Here is a 17348-nt window from a genome sequence, read left to right as displayed (position 1 = left end):
CAGCGTAGAAGGACGATAATCATGTCTGCAGGTCAATCCCCGTTAGACTTCTTGCACCGCACGGCGCCACAACTGGCCGCGGTGGTTGAGGAAACGCAAGCGCGCGCAGTGCTGCGCGGCAGTGAGTTCTCAGTCAGGGGGTACTCTGCCCCTGCAGGCGATCTGCACATCGTTCAGATATCTGAGGTTGGCACCCATCGGGATCGGGCCTTTACGCTGCAGTTCAACCCGAGCGGTACGATCATCACGACCGAGTATGGCGAGGGGGCGGCCCCGGTGCCGAAGGCGCCCGTTGTGGCCCTTGAAGGCTCTAAAGAGCGTTTGGAGCGCGCGCGATATCCCAACATCCACGCCGACACGTTAAGCGGTGCAGCGGCCCGCACCATGCTCGGCATGTGGCAGATGCAAATGCTGCCGCTGAAGCTTTCTGCTGCAGCGCTAGAGGGTGCCGCCCAAGGTTGGGCCGGTGGCCCAAAACCAGCCGAGGTGGTGGAGCTGCAAGTTGGTGAGCAGGCGACGACGCCCAAGGACCGACGGATACCGACCAACCCATCACGCCTTAGCGATCCGGTTCAGTTTGATAGTGCCGAGGCGGCGGCCGGATGGATGCGCGCCTGGATGCACCGGTCTATCCCAATGCCATCCCGCTCATTGATGCGCCCGCGTCGGGGCGACAGCCGACCGATGGCAGAGGCTGGGCACGCTCCTGCCATGAAGCCCGGTGTTGCGCTGTAAGGTTTTGCCTAGAGTAGGGCGCCGGCATCACTGCGGCTCTGATCAACCACATAGTTGCAGGTGCGGCAGGAGGCGCCATCCTCGCCTGGCATCAGGGTAAGGCTGCCGCAATTCGGGCAGGGCTCACCCAAGAACCCCATGGCCATGGCTTGTGCCGCACGGGCGTTTTGCGGCTTGGCGGCATTGCCATCACGATCCAGCGCATATAGCGGGTCACGCATATAACCGCGTGAGGCCAGACGCTTCAGCATTTCACCGGCTGCCGGTGCCTGGGGGAGATCACCCTGGCTATCGCCTGTGCCCAGGCTGTCATGGCGCATATCATCGGGGCGCGCATGGGCCAGGTCATCCCGGCCAAGATACGAGATCGCCAGTTCACGGAACATGTAGTCGAGAACAGAGGTGGCCATCTTTACAGCCTCATTCCCATCGACCGGGCCGGCAGGCTCAAACCGGGTGAAGGTGAACGCCTCGACAAACTCTTCCAGCGGCACGCCATATTGCAGGCCAATGGACACCGCGATGGCGAAGTTATTCATCAGTGAGCGGAAGGCTGCGCCCTCCTTATGCATATCGATGAAGATTTCGCCGAGACGCCCATCCTCATACTCACCCGTGCGAAGGTAGACCTTATGCCCACCGACGGTGGCCTTCTGGGTATAGCCCTTGCGGCGCCCGGGCATTGATCGGCGACGTTGGTCAACATCGTTCGCGTTGGCCGCTTGCGGCGTGTTTGCGGCCACTTCCGGCATATCGAATGGCAGGCGCCACGGCTGCCCGGCAGGGCCAGCCTCACGATAGCAGCGCATGGTCCATAGCCCACGGCGCCAGCCCTTCAGGATCAAATCACCGGTGCTGGACAGGTCGGTGTCGAAGGGTAGGTCGATGGTCTGATCAATCGGCATGGAGAGATAGGGCTGGCAGGCCGCCATCATCTCAATCTGGGCTAGGGCACTGGTCTCATCACCGGCAAGGGCCAGGGCGTGGCGTCCTTCAGCCATTGCAGTCATCTCACCCATATCGACCATGGTGACGGTTGAGAGGTTGCGTTGCCCGCAATCGGTGGCCATGGCGAGAGCATCAATCCAGGCGGTGCCGACCGCTTCTGCCAAGCTGGGCAGTGGGCAATCCAGCATCTGAAACGGCAGTGGTTGGATATCGAGGTTTAGGTAGCCGGTGGTTTGGCCGGCAGCTGCCAATGCCCGGTTCTCCAATACGGCGAGCATACGTGGTTCGGCCGTGCTGCCAGCAGGACAGGCGCCCAAATTCTGGGCCAGTTCGGCGGAACAGCCGGTGGCAAGCGCGCTGGTCACACTGGCGATACCAGCACAGAGCGACTGCGCCGCGCTGTCTTCCACATCCAGCTCTAGATGCTCAAGCATCGGGGCCAGGGGACCGATATTCAGTGCGATGGCCCGGCCATCACGGGTTGCGATGGCATCAGCTTCAAGTGGGTGGTGCTGTAGGCTAACGGCAATGTCCAAGGCAATGACCGCTAATCGGCAGGTGTGGACGTAGCCAGGCAGGTCAAAATCAATGGTGTCGTCGCTGCTATCCGGATCAAGCAGGAAGGCGCCCGGCATCACCGTCAGCAGTGGGCGCGGCGCCTCGCTATCGGTGCAATCGCCATTGCGCCAGGCTTCGGCGGTATCCTCAAAACGCACATTGGCCTGACCACTGGTCCAGGCATGCCATTCAAGCGCGTCCATCAGGCCACGCGCATCGGCGTCACTGCCGGTGGTCATGGCTGGACCCTCGGCCTCAACCAGCAGGGCGCGCTCTAACGCGTCATCACCGATGCCAATGGTTAGAGGTGCCGGGGCATCCGGCTCCACGCCGGTCATTGAGGCGATCCAGGCGCCAAAGCGATCCAGCCTACCGTCGAGATACAGCTGCACGGCCCGCATGATTAGGGGATCAGTGAGGCCCGAATCACGGGCTTCTGCCACCGCCTTGGCAATCTCTGGTTTGGAGAAGGCTTCAACGATGCTGTTGACCGATGGCTCGCCAGATAGGCTGTCCATAAGCGCCTTTGCGGCACGGGATAGCTTACCAGCCCCCACAGCATGGGTGGCGGCCAACCAATCGCGGTTGCCTAACTCATCCAAGGCATCGTGATCATGGGAAATGCCCGATGGCTTCAGGTCAGAGAGATCGGGGCGTTCAACCAGGCTGGTAATCCGGTCGATCTGCTGTTGGTCAGCAGAGAGGGAGAAGCCGTCACGGCCCGCACCAAGCGATGGCGCCTCGTTGATCCCATAGGCCCAATGCAGGCCCATTCGCGCCCACATCTTTGCGCCGGGGATTATGCGGCGGCTTAGGATAAGGGCTGATAGCTCATCGCGGAATGTTTCGGCATCGCCCGCGCTGTCAAAGTAACCGAGGCGCCAGCCCCAATAGGCGAGGCTGTTGGAAACACGGTCCGCCACCGCCACCGTATCATTCTCATACTGAAACCGGTCCTGCCTTGCGGCTGCTTTTGAGGCCTGCTTATCGACGCCGCGCCGCCACAGTGGCTCTGGCACATTGGTGGCGCCAATTGGCTTTAAGTGACGGGGGAGGCGGGCAGGATAGCAAGCTACACGGGCAAAGTTGCGCGCCGCTTCATCGGGCCAGTCCGCCGGAACTGAGACATGGGTTGGGGCGCCGTGTCCCGCCGCATCGTCCCATACCGGTGCGTCGATCTCGACCGACCGCATGGTCGGTGCCGAAAGCCCGGACAGGGCATAGTATCGATGGATCTGCATCGCCCGAATTAACCATATCTAGTGCTCAATAATCAGATAAACACTAGATATGCGCATTCAGACTGGCGAGTCGAAATACGAGTCGCGTCAGGGGATAACCCCGATTCGGTGTGGATAAAGCCGATTTATGCTTGGTCTAAATGGGTGCGAATGCCCTGAAACACTGCCTCGAACATCTCGGTCGTCAGACGTCCTGTATTGGTGTTGTAGCGTGAGCAGTGATAGCTGCCGAACAGCTTCCAAGGCTTGCCCACCTCATGCTTCCCGCCATGGGTGAAGGGGACATAGCTCTGCTTTAGGCCAATGGCGGCAAGTGTTGATTTATGGGCGATCAGCCCAAGGGTCAGCACCGCCTTCAGATTGGGCAGTAGGTCGAGCTCACCAGTCAGATAGGGCCGACAGGTGGCAATCTCTTTGGTTTCTGGCTTGTTCTGCGGTGGCACACAACGAACCGCATTGGTGACCCGGCAACCGGTAAGCTGAAGGCCATCATCCGGACGCTTGGCATAAGTGCCCGTGGCAAACCCGAACTTACCGAGGGTGGCGTAGAGCAGGTCACCGGCATAATCGCCGGTGAATGGACGTCCGGTTTGATTGGCCCCATGCATGCCGGGTGCGAGGCCTACGATCAGCAACTCTGCATCCGTTGGGCCAAATGATGGCACCGGCGCGTTATGATAATCGGGCAGCTTAACCCGCGTGTCGGCTAGGAACTGGGACAGGCGCGGGCAGTCTGAGCAATCGCTCGGTGGGGCAGGGATGAAGGTCATGGGGCAACGCTAAATCGGTAAGTGGTCGGACCGATTAGTAGTCATCCTCATCATCATAGTCATCGTCCTCATCCTGGCGGCGGCGGGGACGGCGTGGTTCATCACGATCTGCGCGGGCAAACTCCTCAACCAGATCCGAGAGGTCAAAGAAGTTGTCGGCTTTGCGGCGAAGCTCATCCGCAACCATGGGCGGGTTGGTGCGGGTGGTGCTGATCACAGTCACCCGGAGGCCTTTGCGCTGAATGGCATCGACAAGCGGGGCAAAGTCACCATCACCAGAGAACAGCATGACATGATCTAGATGGGGCGCGAGCTCCATCACATCGACGGCCAGTTCCACATCCATGTTGCCGCGGGTTTTGCGGCGGCCGGCGCTATCCGTGAACTCTTTCGGTCGCTTGGTGACCATGGTGTAGCCATTGTAATCGAGCCAATCGACCAGTGGCTTGAGGGGGGAGTACTCCTGATCCTCATCAATCGCGGTATAGTAATAGGCGCGGATTAACCGGCCACGCTGGGTCGCCCAGCGAAGCAGTGATTTGTAATCGATGTCGAAATCGAGGTTCTTCGCGGCGTGGTAAAGATTGGCGCCGTCGATAAACATCGCCAGGCGCTCTTGTTTATAAATGATCATTAAAAATGCCTTTATAGAAATAGGGTTAAGCCAGCCGGTTGCCGTCTGGCTATGTCGGGTGATAGCAGGGGGTAAGCCGGAACGGCAAGCGTAACCGGTCAGGCTCCCTGATGATCTGGATATGGTCCTTTAAGTTGTTAGGACCTCATCACATTTTGGATATCGACGCTTATGAAACTGGTGGCGCTTGGCAGTAATTTGCCCCACCCGGATATTGGCCCACCGCTGGCGGTCATTGAGGCCGCCTGTACCGCGATGGGGCAGGCCGGCATCAAGATCCTGCGACGGTCCAATTGGTATGAAACCCATCCGGTTCCGGTTAGCGATCAGCCCAATTTTGTGAACGGTGTGGTTGAAGTCTCGTTTGAGGGGACATCAGACTCCTTGCTGGCGACCCTGCATGGGATTGAACAACAGCTGGGTCGTCAGCGGACGGTGGTGAATGCCGCGCGCATCGTTGATCTGGATTTGCTCGCTTTTGATGCCGAGATTCAGGAAGGGCCGGGCCTTATCCTGCCGCATCCAAGGCTGCATGAACGACGGTTTGTTCTGCAGCCGATTAGCGATATTGATCCCAATTGGCAGCACCCCCGCCTTGGAAAAACAGCAGCCATGCTGCTTCAGGCCTTGCCCCCTGCGGCGCCGGGCGATACGGTGCCCCTATCCTGATATTGAGAGTTTCTGTGTTCGCGGTTTGAACCGCGTGCATCTCGCAGGTGCAAAATTCATCTGCGGCGCCTATTTATAGGGCTTCCGCGACTGCTTTTAGGCTGAGGATTTGTAAGACATGGCACGCGTTACCGTTGAAGATTGCGTCGAGAAGGTTCCAAACCGTTTTGATCTCGTCATGCTGGCCTCCCAGCGTGCACGTGAAATCGGTGGTGGCACCCCACTGCATATCGAGCGTGACAACGACAAAAACCCAGTGGTCGCCCTGCGTGAGATCGCTGAAGACAAGTTGGAGCATGAGGCGCTTCGTGAAGCCCTGATCACCAGCCATCAGCGTGTCACCGCCGAGCCAGAGCCAATGGCACCAGCCGCCGAGGTTCTGCTTGAGGCAGCGCAACCAGAAGAAGGTGTTGAGGAAGGCCAAGAGCCTACCGGTATCTCAACTGCTGCCATTCAACCGGCCATGGGCGCCTATCGGTTCGAAGACGACCAGGATGCGATTGAAGACAAGTAAGACACAGCTGCAAATGCAAAGCCTGTGGCCTACCGGAACTGACCGGGGGCGCGGATGATCCGCCAGTATGAGCTTGTCGAGCGCGTAAAAGCCTACGACCCCCATGTGGATGAAGACGCGCTAAACCGCGCTTATGTCTTCTCGATGAAGGCGCACGGGTCGCAAACCCGCGCCTCGGGTGACCCATACTTCACCCACCCGCTGGAAGTGGCGGGCATCCTAACCAGCCTGCGCTTGGATGGTGCCTCAATCATCACCGCGCTGTTGCATGACACGGTGGAAGACACCGATGCGACGGAAGAGGAGATCGTCACCCTCTTCGGTCAGGAGGTGGCCAACCTGGTTGAGGGGGTTACCAAGCTTAGCCAGATAAAGCTGAACTCTGACCAATCCAAACAGGCTGAGAATTTCCGCAAGCTTGTCCTCGCCATGTCCGAGGATATCCGGGTGTTATTGGTCAAACTGGCCGACCGCCTGCACAACATGCGCACCATCCACTTCATCCCGAAGGAGGAGAAGCGCCGCCGGATCGCCCGTGAGACCCTGGAAATCTACGCACCGCTAGCGGAGCGTATTGGCGTTGCCAAAATGAAGGAGGAGTTGGAAGACCTATCCTTCTCCCAACTGGTTCCAGAGGCGCGCGACAGTATCCTGACCCGGCTTGAATACCTTCGTAAGGAAGGTAGTAGCCTCGTCGATCGCATCGTCACAGAGCTCAAAGACACAATTAACGCGGACGAGATCGACGTCGAAATCTATGGCCGTGAGAAAACGCCATATTCGATCTGGCGGAAGATGCAGCGCCAGAATGTGGCTTTTGAACAGCTCTCTGACATCATGGCGTTTCGGATTTTGGCGCCCGATATCGGTACCTGTTATCAGGTTTTGGGCATCATCCACGGTGCCTATCCGCTCGTCCCCGGTAGGTTCAAAGATTACATCTCAACGCCAAAACCGAACGGTTATCGCAGCCTGCACACCACGGTTATCGGCCCAGAGCGGCAGCGGATTGAAATTCAAATCCGCACCAAGGATATGCATGAGAGCGCCGAACTCGGCGTTGCCGCCCACTGGGCGTACAAGCAGGGCGCACCAGGTGAGGACGCGCCAAAGCTGAAATGGCTGCGCGACTTCCTCGACATCCTTGATAACGCCCAACGGCCGGAAGAGTTCCTCGAGCATACCAAGCTCGACCTCTACCAGGATCAGGTCTTCTGTTTCTCGCCGCGCGGTGATGTGATCGCGCTGCCTAGCGGTTCGACCACCGTCGACTTCGCCTATGCGGTCCACTCTGACATCGGTGACACCTGTGTCGGGGCCAAGGTAAATGGCCGTCTGGTCCCACTCGACACCACGTTGAACAATGGCGATCAGGTTGAGATCCAGACCTCGAAAAAGCAAACGCCATCACCGACTTGGGAACGCTTCGTCGTCACCGGTAAGGCCCGGGCCCGTATCCGTCGCTTCGTCCGCTCTCAACAGCGGGAAGAGTACGCATCACTCGGCAAGGCGATGGTGCAGAAGGTGTTCCGCCAAGAGGGGTATGAGTTCACTGAGAAGGCGGTGACCAACGTTCTCAAGCAAATGCGCTTTGATGAGAATGATGATCTCTATGCTGCCGTTGGTATGGGCAACCTGACCAGCCGTGAGGTGTTCTCAACGATCTTCCCGGGCCATCGCAGTGCCCAGCAGGAAGACAAGCCAAAGCCAGAAGAGAATGTGGTGCCAATCGCCAAGGCGCGCCAACAGCGGCGCCGGAAGAGCGATCACCCGGTGCCAATTCGTGGCTTGATCCCAGGCTTGGCCTTGCACTTTGCCCGTTGTTGCCACCCGCTGCCGGGTGACCGAATTGTCGGCATTGTTACCTCGGGTAAGGGCGTGACGATCCACACCATCGATTGCGACACGCTAGAGAGTTTCGCCGAGACGCCAGAGCGTTGGATCGATGTTGCCTGGGATGTTGGGCCAGAAGCACCGGAAGAGCATACGGGCCGCCTCAGCATTACCCTGGCGAATGAGCCAGGTAGCCTTGGCACGCTCTCAACCGTGATCGGTAAGAATGAGGGCAACATCCTCAACCTCAAGGTGACCAACCGGTCCCTAGATTTCTGGGAGATGTTGATCGATGTGCAGGTCAAAGATTTGCGCCATTTGACCAACATTATCGCGGCCCTTCGGGCGACGCCTGTAATCAATGCGGTGGACCGCGCGCAGGGCCGTTAGACCAATCTGCGCGCCGTTTCTTGCCGCTTTTCGCATAAGACCAATCTGCAACTGCAACAAAACCTTCCGCCCAATCTTGCGTTCATTTGCTATAACGTAAGGGTAAAGGGGCTATTGGGGACGCGGATCAGCCCTATATTGAACACAAAGGCCTGGTTAACTGGGCTTTGGTACTCTTGGGATTGGGTCCGTTTTTTTGTGAGCCTGACTGACATCCGGTTGGTTGGGCTTGATGCGGCAAGTTGTTAAATCGGGTTGATGTTTCAGCGACGAAAGCCACGGGGATGGCTGTCACAAACAAGAGAGTTATTCTGGCCTGAGGCTGGATGGCGGCGTGTGGTTAAGTATCTGCGCTATCGCGTCCTGCGCTTGGCTGCATCCCCTTACGCCGTGGCCACCGGATTTGCTTGCGGCGTGGCCATGTCCTTTACGCCGCTTATCGGTCTTCACTTCGTTATTGCCGCGATTATTGCGTTCCCGCTTAGGGGCAGTGTGATTGCCGCCGCGCTTGGCACGCTGGTTGGCAACCCGCTGACCTTCCCGCTGATGTGGGGATGTTCCTACCATATGGGCCTGTTCATGCTTGGCCGTGGTGGGTTGTTCGCCGGTGATGCCACCAGCGGGTTTGGTGATGCGCTCACCAATATGAGTGCGGAAACCCTGATGACCAATTTGGGGGATATCACCCTGCCTTGGCTGCTTGGCAGCATGGTGGTCGGACCTATCTTTGCGATGATTGCCTTTGTGATCGTCCGCTTTGCCGTCGCCCAATATCGTGAGCGTCGCCCGGCTGAATTGAAGGCGCGCTTCCTCGCCCGTCGCGCAGCACGGGAAGAGGCAAAGCATGAAGCCGCGGCGGCAAAGGCATCGGATGCCATTCAAGCACCTGGTGCCGCCGAATAGCCCCTGGCATTCGCCTGATCCTCGCGCTATCTCCCCTTAAGGCTAATCATTTAACGCTGGAATGAACCGATGACTGAACCATTGCGTCTTGGCGTCAATATTGACCACGTGGCGACCATTCGAAATGCCCGTGGTGGCAATCACCCAGAGCCGGTTCGTGCGGCATCCGCCGCTGTAGCCGCTGGCGCTGATGGCATCACCATCCACCTGCGTGAGGACCGGCGCCATATCCGCGATGCCGATGTGCCAGCCATCATCCAAGAGGTTGATGTGCCGGTGAATCTAGAGATCGCGGCCACAGATGAGATGCGGGCCATCGCCGCCGATAACCTCCCACGGGCTGTCTGCATCGTACCGGAGCGGCGGGAAGAGGTGACAACCGAGGGGGGCTTAAACGTCCTGGCAGACGAGCAGCGCCTGAAGGAATTCATCGTGCCGCTATCCATGGCTGGTATCCGGGTTTCATTGTTTATCGATCCAGAGCCAGCGCAGGTTGAGGCATCCGCACGGGTCGGCGCTGGCGCTATTGAGCTGCATACCGGCGCCTATGCGGGGGCATTTCATGATGAAGCACAGCGGAACCTTGAGCTGGCACGGCTGATCAAAGCGGCGGCAAGCACCAAGGGTACTGGTATGGAATGCCATGCAGGTCATGGCCTCACATTTGAGAATGTTGGCCTAGTCGCCAAAATCCCAGAGGTGGTTGAGCTTAATATCGGCCATTTCCTGGTGGGGGAGGCGGTGTTCACCGGCCTTCAGCCAGCGATCCAACGCATGCGCTCACTCATGGATGCGGCGCGGCGTGAGGTTCTGCAGGTCGCCACATGATCATCGGAATCGGCAGCGACATCATCGATATCCGGCGGATTGAGAAGACCATTGATCGGTTTGGTCAGCGGTTCATCAACCGTGTCTTCACGCCGTTGGAGATTGCCAAGGCGGAACGCAGACGCTTGACCGTGCCAACCTATGCCAAACGGTTCGCGGCCAAGGAGGCCTGCTCGAAGGCGCTTGGTACCGGTTTTCGGGCCGGCGTTTTCATGAAGGATCTAGGCGTGATCAACCTACCGTCCGGTAAGCCAACCATGGCACTTACCAACGGCGCTGGTGTCCGGCTTGAGAAGATCACACCGGAGGGGCATGAGGCGGTTATTCACCTCACGATCACGGATGAGCCACCCTATGCCCAGGCGCTGGTGATCATTGAGGCATTGCCGATTGGTTCACCCGGCCTCGCGCAATAACCCATACTCGCGCAATGATGATGCGGCGAAGAAGCTTAAAGCCGCCTCAGCCCTGGACTTTTGCGATGCGAGAGCCTAACCCTTTGGCAGTTTTTCGGACTGGTGATTACGCCATTGGTAGGCGTTGCGCGGGCCGTAATGGGGTATGGGACGCGTTGCGTTGACCGATCATTTTCTAAAACCAGGTGGCGGTGCCGCGCCGCAGTCAAAACCAAAGACTGAAGGCGGCTTTGGCGAGGTGCTCAAAATCTTTTTGAGCGCGTTCTTCATCGCGTTCCTGATCCGCAGCTTTGTCTATGAGCCATTCAGTATTCCATCCAGCTCAATGGAGCCAACGCTGTTGGTTGGCGACACGCTGTTTGTCTCCAAATTCGCCTATGGCTACGGCCCGTACTCAATCCCGTTCGTGAAGATGCCCTTTGAGGGGCGCATCTTTGGCTCAGACCCACAGCGGGGGGACATCGTCGTCTTCAAGCTGCCCCGTGATGATTCCACGGATTACATCAAACGGATCGTCGGCCTTCCCGGTGATGTGGTCGATATGAGCGGCGGCATGCTCTACGTGAATGACGAGCTTGTCGAACGTGACTTTAAGGGTGAGGTGGTCAATTTCATCAGCGGCATCCGCTACACCCGTAAGCTCTATAATCAGGAGCTCCCTGACGGGCATAAGTTCCAGATTTTTGAGAATAGCGACAACGCCCCGCTCGACAACACGGTGCCCTATACCGTGCCGGCAGGGCACTATTTCATGATGGGTGATAACCGTGACGGGTCGCAGGATAGCCGGGCGTTCAACGATGTTGGCTACGTACCAGTTGAGAACATTGTCGGCCGCGCTGATCGGGTCTTCTACTCGGTGAAACCGGGTGAACCATGGTGGCAAGTCTGGCGCTGGGGCCAAGTTATGCGTGGCAGCCGAACCTTCGCCAGCCTGTATCGTGAGCCGGAATGACCGGCGCCACCCCGCAGGCCGATACGGATCTGACAAACGTCCTTGGCCACACATTCAATGACCCAACAATCCTAACCCAGGCCCTGACCCATCCGAGCATTATCGGGACGGGTGCGGTGACCGCTGAGCAGGCCTATGAACGGCTTGAGTTTCTGGGCGACCGCGTCCTCGGCCTGGTAGTCGCAGAGCTATTGCTTGAGGCGTTCCCAACGGAGCGGGAAGGTGATATCGCCAAGCGGCATTCAATGCTGGTGCGCCGGGAAACCCTGGCCGAGGTGGCCGCAGGTATCGATCTTGGCCACCACATTCAGGCCACCCCGGGTGAAGTGAATGATGGGGTCGTGGTCAACCAGGCGATCCTGTCCGATGCCTGTGAGGCCGTGATTGCTGCCCTATATCTAGATGGCGGATTAGAGGCCGCACGTCAGTTCATCACGCGTTACTGGCGGGATCAGGTGCTGGCCGCAGAACAACCCCCACAAGATGCAAAGACTGAGCTGCAAGAGCTGATGCAGAGCAAGGGGCAACCATTGCCGCAGTACCGATTGGCTGACCGGCAGGGGCCTGATCACGCCCCGGTCTTTACCATTGAGGTAACGGTGAAAGGCCAGGCGCCAGTATCGGCCACCGGCCCATCAAAGCAGAAAGCTGAGCAAGCCGCCGCTGGCGCCATGCTGAAAGAAATTGAACAGTCGTCATGACGGAACAAGCTGAAACACGTTGCGGCTTCGTGGCCCTTATCGGGGCGCCCAATGCCGGTAAGTCTACGCTGCTGAATGCGTTGGTCGGCACCAAGCTGGCCATTGTGACGCCCAAGGTGCAAACCACGCGCACCCGCCTTCTAGGTGTGGCGAGTGAGGGGGCTAGCCAGCTGATCTATATCGACACGCCGGGCATCTTCCAGCCAAAGCGCCGCCTTGACCGGGCAATGGTTGCGACGGCCTGGCAGGGGGCGGCGGATGCGGATGTCACTCTGTGGTTGGTCGATGCAAAGCGTGGGTTAGATGACAGTGCGAAGAGTATTGCAGAGTCCCTGGCTCGCGATAATCGCCGGGTCGATTTGGTCCTGACCAAGACTGATTTGATTAAGCCGGAACAGCTGTTGCCGCTCTCCGCCCAGATCAATGAGCTGGCGCCAATCAATGAGACCTTCATGATCTCAGCCCCACGCAATGAGGGGATGGAACGGCTTCGCCAATATCTGGAGGCATCGGTGCCGCTGGGGCCGTGGCACTTCCCAAAGGATACGTTGACCGATCAGGCCGCGCGCATTCTGGCGGCTGAACTGACCCGTGAGGCGCTGTTCCTAAAACTCCATCAGGAGCTGCCCTATGGCTTGGCGGTCGAGACGGAGAGTTGGGAAGAGAAAGAGGATGGCTCAGTTCGTATTGGCCAGGTGATCTATGTTCAGCGGGCCAATCATAAGGCCATGGTGATCGGTAAGGGTGGCCAGATGATCAAATCCGTCGGTGAGGCCGCCCGACAGCAAATTTCAGAGTTGCTGGATCAGGAAGTGCACCTATTTCTCCATGCCAAGGTGCAGGAGAATTGGGCCGATGACCCGGACCATTACCGCGCAATTGGCCTGCCATTTAACGTCTAGAACTCGGTTCGCCAGACCTTGCCATGAGCCACACAGAGCTGCGCAGCCTGACCGGCCTTTTCACCACCATGTTCATCATGGGGCTGTCATTTGGCCTGGCATTTCCCGCCATTGCGATCCGGCTTGAGATCGCTGGCGAGGCACCAATCATGATTGGTGCCGTGGCGGCCATGGCCTCTGTCGCCATCTTACTCGTTGCCGACAAGGTACCAGCGTTTCAACAACGCTTTGGTTTGCTGCCTGTCTTTATTGGCGCCCTTATCGCCTCATCACTGATCTACCTCTCCATGACCCAGGCTGAGGGGCTTATTGCCTGGTTCGTCCTCATCTTTGCCGTGGGTGCCGTGAACACCGTGCCCTGGATCATGGGGGAGGCGTGGTTGAATGCCGTTGTTAAGGCAGGGCACCGTGGGCGCTTTATGGCGATCTATGCCGGTATCTGGGGGCTGGGTATGGCGCTAGGTCCGCAGCTTATGGTGCTGTTGGGCCCTGAAGGGGATGGACCGTTTTGGGTGGCGGGCATGGCTTATGGTCTTGCCGCGATCTTTATCTTCATCTTCCGGCGCGGCGCCCCCGATTTGAATGAAGAGCAGAAGAGTGACGCACCAAAGAAGGCCGTCGGTGCCTTTGCGATGATTAAGCTGATGCCGGTCGTCGTGATCTACTCACTCGCCGGTGGGTTGGCTGAAAACATCATCTACGCGATGACCCCGGTCTATAGCCTTGAGATGGGCTTCGGTGCTGCCTTTGCCGCCAATATGATCACGGCCTTCGCCTTTGGTGGCATTGTTCTCCAATACGCGGTTGGCTGGGCGTCTGACCGTTTCTCGCCGCGGCCTGTCATGGCCATCCTTCTGCTCGTTGGCGGTGGGATGGCAGCGCTGCTGCCGATGGTGGGCAGTAACTTGGTGCTCGCCCTTTTACTGTGCTTCCTGTTCGGCGGGATGGCGATGAGCATCTACACCCTGACCATTACGCTGATTGGCCATGGGATTGCGCGGCGGCATTTGCCAGCGGCCCATTCCCTAATGGTGATTGCCTATACCGCCGGTGGACTTGTTGGGCCGTGGAGCGCCGGTGCGGTGGTGCAGTTCATCTCTGCCCCCTCAATGTTCTATTTGATCGCGATCCTCTTTGGCGCTTGTTTCCTTCTGTCGCTCGCCCCTTTTGGCAAACAACCGGTGGCGGCGGAGTTGGCGGAGAGTAGCGGGTAATGAACGTCGTGCTTGGGTGCCCCAATGATTGAGTGGAGCGATCGCGGCATTGTCCTAGCGGCACGCCCCCATGGGGAGAGTGGGGCCGTTATCCATGTTCTATGCCAGGAACAGGGACGCTTTGCCGGGATGTTGCATGGCGCCCAGTCCAGTCGTCGCCGGGGGTTAAGCGAGCCCGGCACCATGGTTCAGGCCCATTGGCAGGCGCGTTTGGCCGACCATTTGGGCAATTGGCAACTCGAATCGACACGGCAATTTGCAGCTGAATTGCTTGATGAACCACTTCGCCTTGCCGGGTTGCAGGCGGTTTGTTCACTCGCCCAGGAAGCGCTGCCGGAACGTGAACCGCATGAGGATGTGTTCTTCGCGACCGAGGCGTTGCTGAACACCTTCGATGGCGAGTTCTGGGCGCCCGTCCTGATCAAATGGGAAACCAAGCTGCTTGAGAGCCTCGGCTTCGGCCTTGATCTAACGAAATGCGCGGCGACGGGCTCAACCGAAAACCTCTGTTTTGTAAGCCCAAAATCCGGCCGTGCCGTCTCAGCGGAGGGTGCGGGGCCATATAAAGAGCGACTGCTGCCGCTGCCCGGCTTCCTGATCGGCCAAGGTGATGCCTCACCAGAGCGGGTGGTTGAGGGGTTACGCCTGACCGCACACTTCCTTCAGAAGCATGTGTTCGATGTTACTAACAGGCCATTGCCCGTAGCACGCATTCGCTTCCAAGATAGCTATTCCAGATTTGCTGGCACATCTGGTACGGTCGACGCGCCTGACGACTAAATGTGCCGTCTGGGCGTCCTGTTCCGAAGTTAAGTGACTGCCCGCCCATGGATAATGTGATCGAGCGTGCCTTTGGCGATCTATTGAGTGAGAAGTATCTCGCCTATGCGCTCTCCACCATCACCTCGCGATCGCTGCCGGATGTGCGCGATGGCATGAAGCCGGTGCATCGGCGCCTGCTTTTCGCGATGAGCCAGCTGCAGCTTGGGCCGAAGACCTCACCCAAGAAATCTGCCCGCGTCGTTGGTGACGTGATCGGTAAGTATCACCCCCATGGTGATAGCGCCGTTTATGAGGCCATGGTTCGCCTGGCCCAGGACTTTGCCCAGCGTTACCCGCTGGTCGATGGTCAGGGCAACTTCGGCAATATCGACGGCGATAACGCAGCCGCCATGCGGTACACCGAAGCGCGCCTAACCCGCGTTGCTGAGTTGATGCTCGAAGGCATTGATGAAGATGCCGTCGATTTCCGTGAGACCTATGACGGTGAGGGCAAAGAGCCGATTGTCCTGCCTGCCGCCTTCCCGAACCTGTTGGCCAATGGCGCCTCGGGTATCGCGGTGGGGATGGCAACGAACATCCCGCCCTTCAATGTTGCTGAGCTGTGTGACGGCCTGCTGGCCCTGATTAAGAGCCGCAACACTGATACAGCGACCCTGCAACAGCTGATCCCTGGCCCTGATTTCCCGACCGGCGGCACGCTGGTTGAGGATCCAGAGAATATTCTTCACGCCTATGAGACGGGCCGGGGTGGTTTCCGGCTCCGCGCGAAATGGGAGAAAGAGGCCCTCGGCCAGGGTCAGTACCAGATCGTCATCACTGAGATCCCGTATCAGGTTCAGAAGGCCAAGCTGATTGAGCGGATCGCCGATTTGTTAAATGAGCGGAAGCTGCCGCTGCTCGACGATATCCGTGATGAGTCGGCGGAAGATGTGCGCATCGTCATCGTCCCACGCTCTCGCAATGTCGAAGCTGAGATGTTGATGGAGAGCTTGTACCGGCACACCGACCTAGAGAACCGGTACTCGCTCAACATGAATGTGCTTGAGGATGGGCGTGTACCGCGGGTGATGAGCCTGCGTGAAGTGCTGCTCAACTACCTCGATCACCGTCATGAGGTTTTGATCCGCCGGACCCGGCACCGGTTGGATAAGATCGCCCATCGCCTAGAGGTATTGGGCGGTTACCTGATTGCCTATCTCAACCTCGATGAGGTGATCCGCATCATCCGGGAAGAGGACGATGCCAAAGCGTCGTTGATCGCAACCTTCGATCTGACTGATGTGCAGGCTGAGGCCATCCTCAATATGCGCCTTCGTGCGTTGCGTAAGCTTGAGGAAATGGAGATCCGGAAAGAGCATGATGCGCTGAGTGAAGAGCAGGCGGACCTATCCGATCTCTTAGAAAAGCCGAATCGCCGCTGGACCGTTATCTCTAAACAAATCAAAGCGTTGCAGAAGGAGTTTGGCACGGATACCGAGCTGGGTGCGCGCCGGACGGTGATTGGTTCTGCCCCAGTATTTGATGAGGTACCTGTTGAAGCCATGGTGGAGCGGGAGCCGGTGACGGTGGTCTGTTCCAACAAGGGCTGGATCCGCGCGGTGAAGGGGCATATCGCAAATGCCAATGACCTCCGCTTTAAGGAGGGGGACCGTGCGCGCTTCGCAATTCATGCGGAGACGACGGACCGGCTTGTCATCTTTGGCACCAATGGCCGGTTCTACACGGTTGGCGTCGATAAGCTGCCACCCGGCCGCGGCTATGGTGAGCCGATCAGGCTGATTGTCGATCTGCCGAATGATGCCGATATCGTCGCCATGCGTCCCCATGATCCTGAGCGTCATTTGATTCTGGCCGCTTCAGACGGTCGTGGCTTCCGGGTTGCTGAGAAGGATGTGCTGGCCCAAACCAAGACCGGTAAGCAGGTCATGAATGTTTCGGGCGCAACCGAGGCTGCCATCTGTCTGCCGATTGATGAGGGCGCGGATCACGTCGCCGTGGTTGGCACCAACCGGAAGTTACTGATCTTCGCATTGGATGAGCTGCCAGAGCTTGCCAAGGGCAGGGGGGTAATCCTCCAGCGGTACAAGGATGGCCAGCTATCGGACATCGCGACAATGAAGGCTGAAGAGGGCCTGCAATGGAAGCGGGGCGATGGTATCCGCACCGAACCTGACTTCCGCACCTGGATTGGTAAGCGGGCACAGGCCGGGCGCATGGTGCCGACGGGCTTCCCGCGTTCTAACAAGTTTTCTTAAACCTGCTTCTGGGCTGCAAAGCCTGTTGCACATGATCGGCCCTGCGGTTACTCCAATGGGCCAACGAACAACTGGCGTTTAACGCCGATAGAAATGAGA

General features: G+C 58.3%; 16 protein-coding genes. 13 read left to right on the top strand and 3 right to left on the bottom strand.

Going from position 1 to position 17348, the window contains the following annotated elements:
- Positions 1-21: 21 nt before the first annotated feature.
- Complete coding sequence (locus KI792_07095; protein MBV6632782.1) at positions 22-735, top strand: hypothetical protein; 714 nt, start codon at positions 22-24, stop codon at positions 733-735.
- An 8-nt stretch (positions 736-743) separates the two neighbouring features.
- On the opposite strand, the gene KI792_07090 is transcribed toward KI792_07095, so the two are convergent.
- The 3 genes from KI792_07090 to KI792_07080 all read right to left on the bottom strand — a co-directional run bounded on the left by KI792_07090 (position 744) and on the right by KI792_07080 (position 4886).
- On the bottom strand, positions 744-3482 hold the full coding sequence (locus KI792_07090; GenBank protein ID MBV6632781.1) for a hypothetical protein: 2739 nt from the start codon (positions 3480-3482) through the stop codon (positions 744-746).
- Positions 3483-3607: 125 nt separating this feature from the next.
- Positions 3608-4252 carry a uracil-DNA glycosylase gene (locus KI792_07085; protein MBV6632780.1) on the bottom strand — a complete coding sequence of 215 codons (645 nt, stop codon included), beginning with the start codon at positions 4250-4252 and terminating at the stop codon, positions 3608-3610.
- A gap of 34 nt (positions 4253-4286) precedes the next feature.
- Complete coding sequence (locus KI792_07080; protein ID MBV6632779.1) at positions 4287-4886, bottom strand: NYN domain-containing protein; 600 nt, start codon at positions 4884-4886, stop codon at positions 4287-4289.
- A gap of 171 nt (positions 4887-5057) precedes the next feature.
- Between KI792_07080 and folK the strand changes: the two genes are divergently transcribed.
- The 12 genes from folK to parC all read left to right on the top strand — a co-directional run bounded on the left by folK (position 5058) and on the right by parC (position 17249).
- Complete coding sequence (gene folK / locus KI792_07075; protein ID MBV6632778.1) at positions 5058-5555, top strand: 2-amino-4-hydroxy-6-hydroxymethyldihydropteridine diphosphokinase; 498 nt, start codon at positions 5058-5060, stop codon at positions 5553-5555.
- 118 nt (positions 5556-5673) lie between these two features.
- Positions 5674-6069 (top strand): DNA-directed RNA polymerase subunit omega, encoded by a 396-nt coding sequence (gene rpoZ, locus KI792_07070; GenBank protein ID MBV6632777.1) that lies wholly within the window; start codon positions 5674-5676, stop codon positions 6067-6069.
- Positions 6070-6123: 54 nt separating this feature from the next.
- Complete coding sequence (locus tag KI792_07065; protein ID MBV6632776.1) at positions 6124-8292, top strand: bifunctional (p)ppGpp synthetase/guanosine-3',5'-bis(diphosphate) 3'-pyrophosphohydrolase; 2169 nt, start codon at positions 6124-6126, stop codon at positions 8290-8292.
- Between the two features lie 336 nt (positions 8293-8628).
- Positions 8629-9195 carry a DUF2062 domain-containing protein gene (locus KI792_07060; protein MBV6632775.1) on the top strand — a complete coding sequence of 189 codons (567 nt, stop codon included), beginning with the start codon at positions 8629-8631 and terminating at the stop codon, positions 9193-9195.
- 69 nt (positions 9196-9264) lie between these two features.
- Positions 9265-10023, top strand: a complete 759-nt coding sequence (locus tag KI792_07055) for a pyridoxine 5'-phosphate synthase (protein ID MBV6632774.1) — start codon at positions 9265-9267, stop codon at positions 10021-10023.
- A complete protein-coding gene (gene acpS, locus KI792_07050; GenBank protein MBV6632773.1) occupies positions 10020-10439 on the top strand; it encodes a holo-ACP synthase in 420 nt (139 codons plus the stop codon). Before KI792_07055 ends, acpS begins: the two co-directional genes overlap by 4 nt.
- Positions 10440-10584: 145 nt before the next feature.
- Positions 10585-11394, top strand: a complete 810-nt coding sequence (gene lepB, locus KI792_07045; protein MBV6632772.1) for a signal peptidase I — start codon at positions 10585-10587, stop codon at positions 11392-11394.
- Positions 11391-12095: a ribonuclease III gene (gene rnc / locus KI792_07040; protein MBV6632771.1), complete on the top strand. Its 705-nt coding sequence runs from the start codon at positions 11391-11393 to the stop codon at positions 12093-12095. Before lepB ends, rnc begins: the two co-directional genes overlap by 4 nt.
- Positions 12092-12997, top strand: coding sequence for a GTPase Era (gene era, locus KI792_07035; protein ID MBV6632770.1), 906 nt, complete (start codon positions 12092-12094; stop codon positions 12995-12997). The genes rnc and era overlap by 4 nt, the downstream gene beginning before the upstream one ends.
- Positions 12998-13020: 23 nt before the next feature.
- Positions 13021-14211 carry an MFS transporter gene (locus KI792_07030; protein ID MBV6632769.1) on the top strand — a complete coding sequence of 397 codons (1191 nt, stop codon included), beginning with the start codon at positions 13021-13023 and terminating at the stop codon, positions 14209-14211.
- 27 nt (positions 14212-14238) lie between these two features.
- Positions 14239-14991 carry a DNA repair protein RecO gene (gene recO / locus KI792_07025; protein ID MBV6632768.1) on the top strand — a complete coding sequence of 251 codons (753 nt, stop codon included), beginning with the start codon at positions 14239-14241 and terminating at the stop codon, positions 14989-14991.
- Positions 14992-15038: 47 nt separating this feature from the next.
- Complete coding sequence (gene parC, locus KI792_07020; protein ID MBV6632767.1) at positions 15039-17249, top strand: DNA topoisomerase IV subunit A; 2211 nt, start codon at positions 15039-15041, stop codon at positions 17247-17249.
- The last annotated feature ends 99 nt before the right edge of the window (positions 17250-17348 follow it).

This window comes from Alphaproteobacteria bacterium SS10 (assembly GCA_019192455.1).
Taxonomy (GTDB): Bacteria; Pseudomonadota; Alphaproteobacteria; order TMED2; family TMED2; genus TMED2.
The sequence above is the reverse complement of the archived record's forward strand: the minus strand, read 5'-3'. Positions and strand labels throughout refer to the sequence as shown.